This is a genomic window from Rhizobacter sp. P2_H2 (assembly GCF_056403375.1).
Window position 1 is genome coordinate 1 of sequence record NZ_JBFUFP010000304.1, and the last position, 5,445, is coordinate 5,445.

Sequence of the window (5,445 nt, forward strand, 5' to 3'; positions counted from 1 at the left end):
CCCGGCACCCACCCCCCACCACTGCCCACCGTGTGCCTTGCGCGCCGTACCCCGGCCTCGTGCCTGCGGGTTTGCGCTGGCCGGCCGTGCCGGGGTCGAGCCTCGAACACCGGCCTCGTGCCCCGCAGCGCCCGCTGTCTCGCATGCGCCAACGCTGCCTGACCGGCCGATCCACTGATCGATCCCGCGTCAACGCAGTCCAGGGCGATTCCTTCCGGTTCATCCACGTTTCTCGTGCATCGATGAGTCGCCCCTGAAGTTTCAGAGGCGGCATGTTGAGTGGCTGCCACTCGCGCACAACACGGCGCGGTGGTGGCGAAGGAGCGCACATGAAACGCATGCTGATCAATGCGACGCAGCCCGAAGAGCGTCGCCTCGCGATCGTCGACGGCCAGAAGCTGCTGGACTTCGAGACCGAGATCGAAGGCCGCGAGCAACGCAAGGGCAACATCTACAAGGCCGTCGTCACGCGCGTCGAGCCCTCGCTCGAGGCCTGCTTCGTCGACTACGGCGAAGACCGCCACGGCTTCCTGCCGTTCAAGGAAATCTCGAAGAACTACTTCCGCGACGGCGCCGACGTGCGCAACGCGCGCATCCAGGACGCCATCCGCGAAGGCGACCAGCTGCTGGTCCAGGTCGAGAAGGAAGAGCGCGGCAACAAGGGCGCGGCCCTCACCACCTTCGTCTCGCTGGCCGGCCGCTACCTGGTGCTGATGCCCAACAACCCGCGCGGCGGCGGCGTGAGCCGRCGCATCGAGGGCGAGGATCGCGAGGAGCTGAAGGAAAACCTCGACCAGCTCGAGTACCCGAAGGGCATGAGCCTGATCGCCCGCACCGCCGGCATCGGCCGCAGCGCCGCCGAGCTGCAGTGGGACCTGAACTACATGCTGAAGCTGTGGACCGCCATCGACGGCGCTTCGCAGGGCGGCAAGGGTGCGTTCCTGATCTACCAGGAGTCGTCGCTCGTGATCCGCGCGATCCGCGACTACTTCACGTCGGATGTCGGCGAGATCCTGATCGACACCGACGACATCTACGACCAGGCGATGCAGTTCATGAACCACGTGATGCCGGAATCGGCCGCACGTGTGAAGCGCTACCGCGACGACGCCCCGCTGTTTTCGCGCTTCCAGATCGAGCACCAGATCGAGACCGCGTTCTCGCGCACGGTGAACCTGCCGTCCGGCGGCGCGATCGTGATCGACCACACCGAGGCGCTGGTCTCGGTCGACGTGAACTCGGCCCGCTCCACGCGCGGCAGCGACATCGAGGAAACCGCGACCCGCACCAACCTGGAAGCCGCCGACGAGATCGCGCGCCAGATGCGGCTGCGCGACCTGGGCGGCCTGATCGTCGTCGACTTCATCGACATGGAAGAGTCGAAGAACCGCCGCGAGGTCGAGACCCGGCTGCGCGACGCGCTGCGCCAGGACCGCGCCCGCGTGCAGTTCAGCTCGATCAGCAAGTTCGGCCTGCTCGAGCTCTCGCGCCAGCGCCTGCGCCCGGCGCTGAGCGAAGGCAGCCACATCACCTGCCCGCGCTGCAACGGCACCGGCCACATCCGCGACACCGAATCCAGCGCGCTGCAGATCCTGCGCATGGTCCAGGAAGAGTCGATGAAGGACAACACCGCCGCCGTGCATGTGCAGGTGCCGGTGGAGGTGACCTCGTTCCTGCTGAACGAGAAGCGCACCGAGATCACGAAGATCGAGCTGAAGCAGCGCATCACCGTGCTGCTGGTGCCGAACAAGCACCTGGACACGCCGAACTACAAGCTCGAGCGCCTGCGCCACGACGACCCGCGCCTGGAGAACCTGCAGGTCAGCTACTCGATGATCGAGGAGCCGGACGACGAGGTCGGCATCACGCGCCGCGAGAAGGCCAAGGCCAAGCAGGAGCCGGTGATCAAGGGCATCCTGCCCGAGACGCCCGCGCCGATCGTGCCGCCGAAGCCGGCACCCGTGCCGGTCGCGGCGCCGGTGGCGGTGGCCCCAGCGCCCGCACCGGTGGCAGCACCCGCGGCCGCCGGCGGTGGCTTCTTCGGCTGGGTCAAGCGCCTGTTCGGTGGCGGCGAGCCGGAAGCGGCACCGGCCGTCAAGGCGCCTGCAGCGGCGACCGGCKATGCCGGCGCGAAGCGCGACGGCCGTGGTGAACGTGGCGATCGCGGTGACCGTGGCAATGGCCGCGGCGGCCGCGGCGACCGTGACGGCAAGCGCGATGGCCGCCGCGGTGAGCGCGGTGGAGATCGGGGTCGTGGCGAAGGCCGCGGCGAGGGTCGCCCAGAGGGTGGCCGTGGCGAAGGTCGCGCGGAAGGTCGCGGTGAGGGCCGCAATGAGGTCCGCACCGAGGGCCGTCCGGAAGGCCGTGGCGATCGCCCGGAACGTGGCGAGCGTGGCGGTGAGCGCGGTGGCCGCCGCAACGAGCGCAGCGAGCGTGTCGAGGAAGTGGCGAACACGGAAGCCGGCGCCGCAGCAGTCGCACCGCGCACGGACGAACGTCCGCCGCGTGGGGAAGGTCGCGGAGAACCGCGCGGTGAGGGCCGGGGCGAAGGCCGTGGCGGCCGCGGTCCGCGCCCCGAGCGCGAGCGTCGCCCGGCCGATGCGCCGGTTGACGGTGCGGTGGCAGGCGCCGCGGCGCCGGTGCAAGCGTTCAGCGACACCGTGCCCAGCCCCGATGCAGAAGGCGGCGAAGCGCGTGAAGGCGGCCGTCGCCGTCGTCGTGGCCGCGGTGGCCGCGACCGCGACGAAGCCCGCAACGGCGAAGCCGTCGTGAACGAGAACGGTGAGCAGGTCGCGAACGCGTCGGGTGACGACACGGTCCGCACCGAGTTGCCGGTGGACGCAGTCGGCCAGCAGGGCGAGTCCGTCGAGTCGGCCGACGCACCGGAGGGCGGCAACGCCACGCCGGAAGGCGGCGAACGCGATGGGCGCCGCCGGGGTCGCGGCCGCGATCGTCAACGCCGTGAACGACGTGACGAAGCCGATGGCAGCGCGCCGCCGGCCGAAGGCGCCGAGCCCGGTGCCGCGGGCGACAGCCCAGCCGCTGCGGTGGCCGAGCCGGCGTACCGCTCCGAGATCGCCGAGGCACCCGCCTACACACCGCCTGCGTACACGCCGCCGGTCCCGGCGCCTGTCGTCGAAGCGCCGGTCGCCGCGCCCGTGGTGGCCCAGGCCCCCGCAGTGGCAACACCGGTTGCAGCGCCTGTTACAGCAGCGCCCGTCGCCGCGCCGATCGCAGCCCCCGTGGCCGCGCCGGTCGAGCGCTTCGTGCTGCCGTTGTCCGACCTGCAGTCGGTCGCGCAGACCGCCGGCCTCGAATGGGTCAACTCGGATGCCGACAAGATCCGGGCCGTGCAGGAAGCGATGGCCCGCGAGCCGAAGCCGATCCACGTGCCGCGCGAGCCCCGCCCGCCGGTCGCGATCGATGAAGGCCCGCTGGTACTGGTCGAGACGCGCAAGGACCTGTCGCAGGTCAAGCTGCCGTTCGAATCGGAGTCCGGCAAGCCGGCCGCCTGAGCCCGGAGTTTCTGACAGCGCGTGACAACGCGACAACGGCGCCTTCGGGCGCCGTTTTTCATGGTGCGCGGCAAATGACGCTGCAGCGCATCGTGATCACGCAGAACGCATCGCGCCGGCCGCTCGACCAGCACACTATTGAAGCGCCCCGATCAGGGCAGCCGTTCGAGCGCGTTCTGGTAGGTCGGCTGGTGCATCAGCTCGTCCCACGGCAGCGGCGAGGTCTGCGGCAGCAGCTCCAGGCGGCGTGTCTCGCTGTTCGCATCGGCCTGCCAGCGGCCCTGCGCGAGCGCCTGGGCCAGGCCGTCGAGCAGCGCATCCACCGGCCGGCCGTTGTCGACCTTCGACTGGTTGCACAGCAGCACCAGGTCGCAGCCGGCGTTCAGCGCTGCGATGCCGGCCTCGACCGCGGTGCCGGCGACGCGGGCGCCTTCCATGCTCAGGTCGTCGCAGCAGATGGCGCCGGTGTAGCCGAGCTGGCCGCGCAGGATCTCCTTCAGCCAGCGCGACGAGAAACCGGCCGGCACCGCATCGACCTGCGGGAAGGTCACGTGCGCCGGCATCACGCAGGTCAGCGTGGTCGACAGCCAGTCGTAGGGTTTCGCATCTTCATCGAGGATCTGCTGCAGCGTGCGGTCGTCGACGGCACGCGCGACATGCGAATCGGCCACCGCATAACCGTGCGCCGGAAAGTGCTTGCCGCAATTGGCCATGCCGGCGCGCAGCAGGCCCGTCGACAGCGCCTGCGCGAGGATCGCGACGACGCGCGGGTCGCGGTGGAACGCCCGGTCGCCGACGACCTCGCTGCGGCCATGGTCGAGGTCGACCACCGGCGTGTAGCTCAGCTCGACGCCGCAGGCGCGCAGCTCGGTGCCCAGCACGTAGCCGGCCGACGTGGCCGCATCGACGGCGCGCATCGCGTCGCGCATCCACAGCTCGCCGAACTCGCGCATCGCGGGCAGGTGCGTGAAGCCGTCGGTGCGGAAGCGCTGCACGCGGCCGCCTTCATGGTCGGCGGTGATCAGCACGTCGGGGCGGATCGCCTTCACCTCGGCGGTCAGCTCGGTCAGGTGGCGGCGGTCGACCCAGTTGCGGGTGAACAGGATCAGCCCGCCGGTCAGCGGGTGGCGCAGCCGGCGCCGATCGTCATCGGTCAGGGCCGTGCCGGCGATGTCGAGGATCACCGGGGCGTGTTCGCTCATGCTGTCTCTCTTCGCATTCAGGGTTGCTGGGTTTCGACGACCACGAAGCTCGCCGCGTAATCGCTCTCGTCGGTGACGCTGACGTGGGCGACCAGGTGCCGCGCCTTGAACCATTGGGCCAGTTCGCCGTGCAGCACGATCTCGGGCTTGCCGCTCGGCAGGTTGACGATCTCGCAGGCGCGCCAGGTCATCGGCATGCGCATGCCACGGCCGATGGCCTTCGAGAACGCCTCCTTGGCCGAGAAGCGGGTCGCCAGGAAGCTGATGCCGCGCGCCTCGACGCGGGCGCGCCGCGCGTGGAACACCACCAGCTCCTGCGGGCCGAGCACCTTGGCCGCGAAGCGCTCGCCGCGCCGCTCGAGCGTCGCCGCGATGCGGCGCACGTCGCAGATGTCGGTGCCGATGCCGTAGATCACCGCGCGGCCGCCCGCTGGATGCAGCGCAGGTAGTCGCGCACCGTCTCGACCAGGCCGAGCTCGAGCGCATCGGCCACCAGCGCATGGCCGATCGACACCTCCTGGACGCCGGACACGGCCCGCAGGAAATCGGTCAGGTTGTCGCGGTTCAGGTCGTGGCCGGCGTTCACGCCCAGGCCGGCGCGCAGCGCCGCCTCGGCGCTCGCGGTGAAGCCGGCCAGCACCGCCGCGCCGGCGGGCGTGCCGTGCGCGCTCGCGAAGGTCTCGGTGTAGAGCTCGACGCGGTCGGCGCCGACCGCGCGCGCCGCGGCC

The 5,445-nt window shown here is 70.8% G+C and carries 4 protein-coding genes; 1 reads left to right on the plus strand and 3 read right to left on the minus strand.

The genetic code is table 11. The features are described 5' to 3' along the window. Positions 1-329 precede the first annotated feature (329 nt). Positions 330-3,515: an Rne/Rng family ribonuclease gene (locus AC1D15_RS16455; RefSeq protein ID WP_477826810.1), complete on the plus strand. Its 3,186-nt coding sequence runs from the start codon at positions 330-332 to the stop codon at positions 3,513-3,515. 152 nt (positions 3,516-3,667) lie between these two features. Here AC1D15_RS16455 and nagZ read toward each other — a convergent pair whose 3' ends face one another. The 3 genes from nagZ to AC1D15_RS16470 all read right to left on the minus strand — a co-directional run. Further along, positions 3,668-4,717 (minus strand): beta-N-acetylhexosaminidase, encoded by a 1,050-nt coding sequence (gene nagZ, locus AC1D15_RS16460; protein WP_477826811.1) that lies wholly within the window; start codon positions 4,715-4,717, stop codon positions 3,668-3,670. Between the two features lie 17 nt (positions 4,718-4,734). After that, a complete protein-coding gene (gene acpS, locus AC1D15_RS16465; RefSeq protein ID WP_477826812.1) occupies positions 4,735-5,133 on the minus strand; it encodes a holo-ACP synthase in 399 nt (132 codons plus the stop codon). Continuing rightward, positions 5,130-5,445, minus strand: a 316-nt coding sequence (locus AC1D15_RS16470; RefSeq protein WP_477826813.1) for a pyridoxine 5'-phosphate synthase, incomplete at its 5' end; no start/stop codon positions are given. The genes acpS and AC1D15_RS16470, both read right to left, overlap by 4 nt.

Excerpts from the sequence above, each read along its gene's own strand:
- nagZ (WP_477826811.1), bottom strand. The coding sequence starts at position 4,717 with ATGAGCGAACACGCCCCGGTGATCCTCGACATCGCCGGCACGGCCCTG.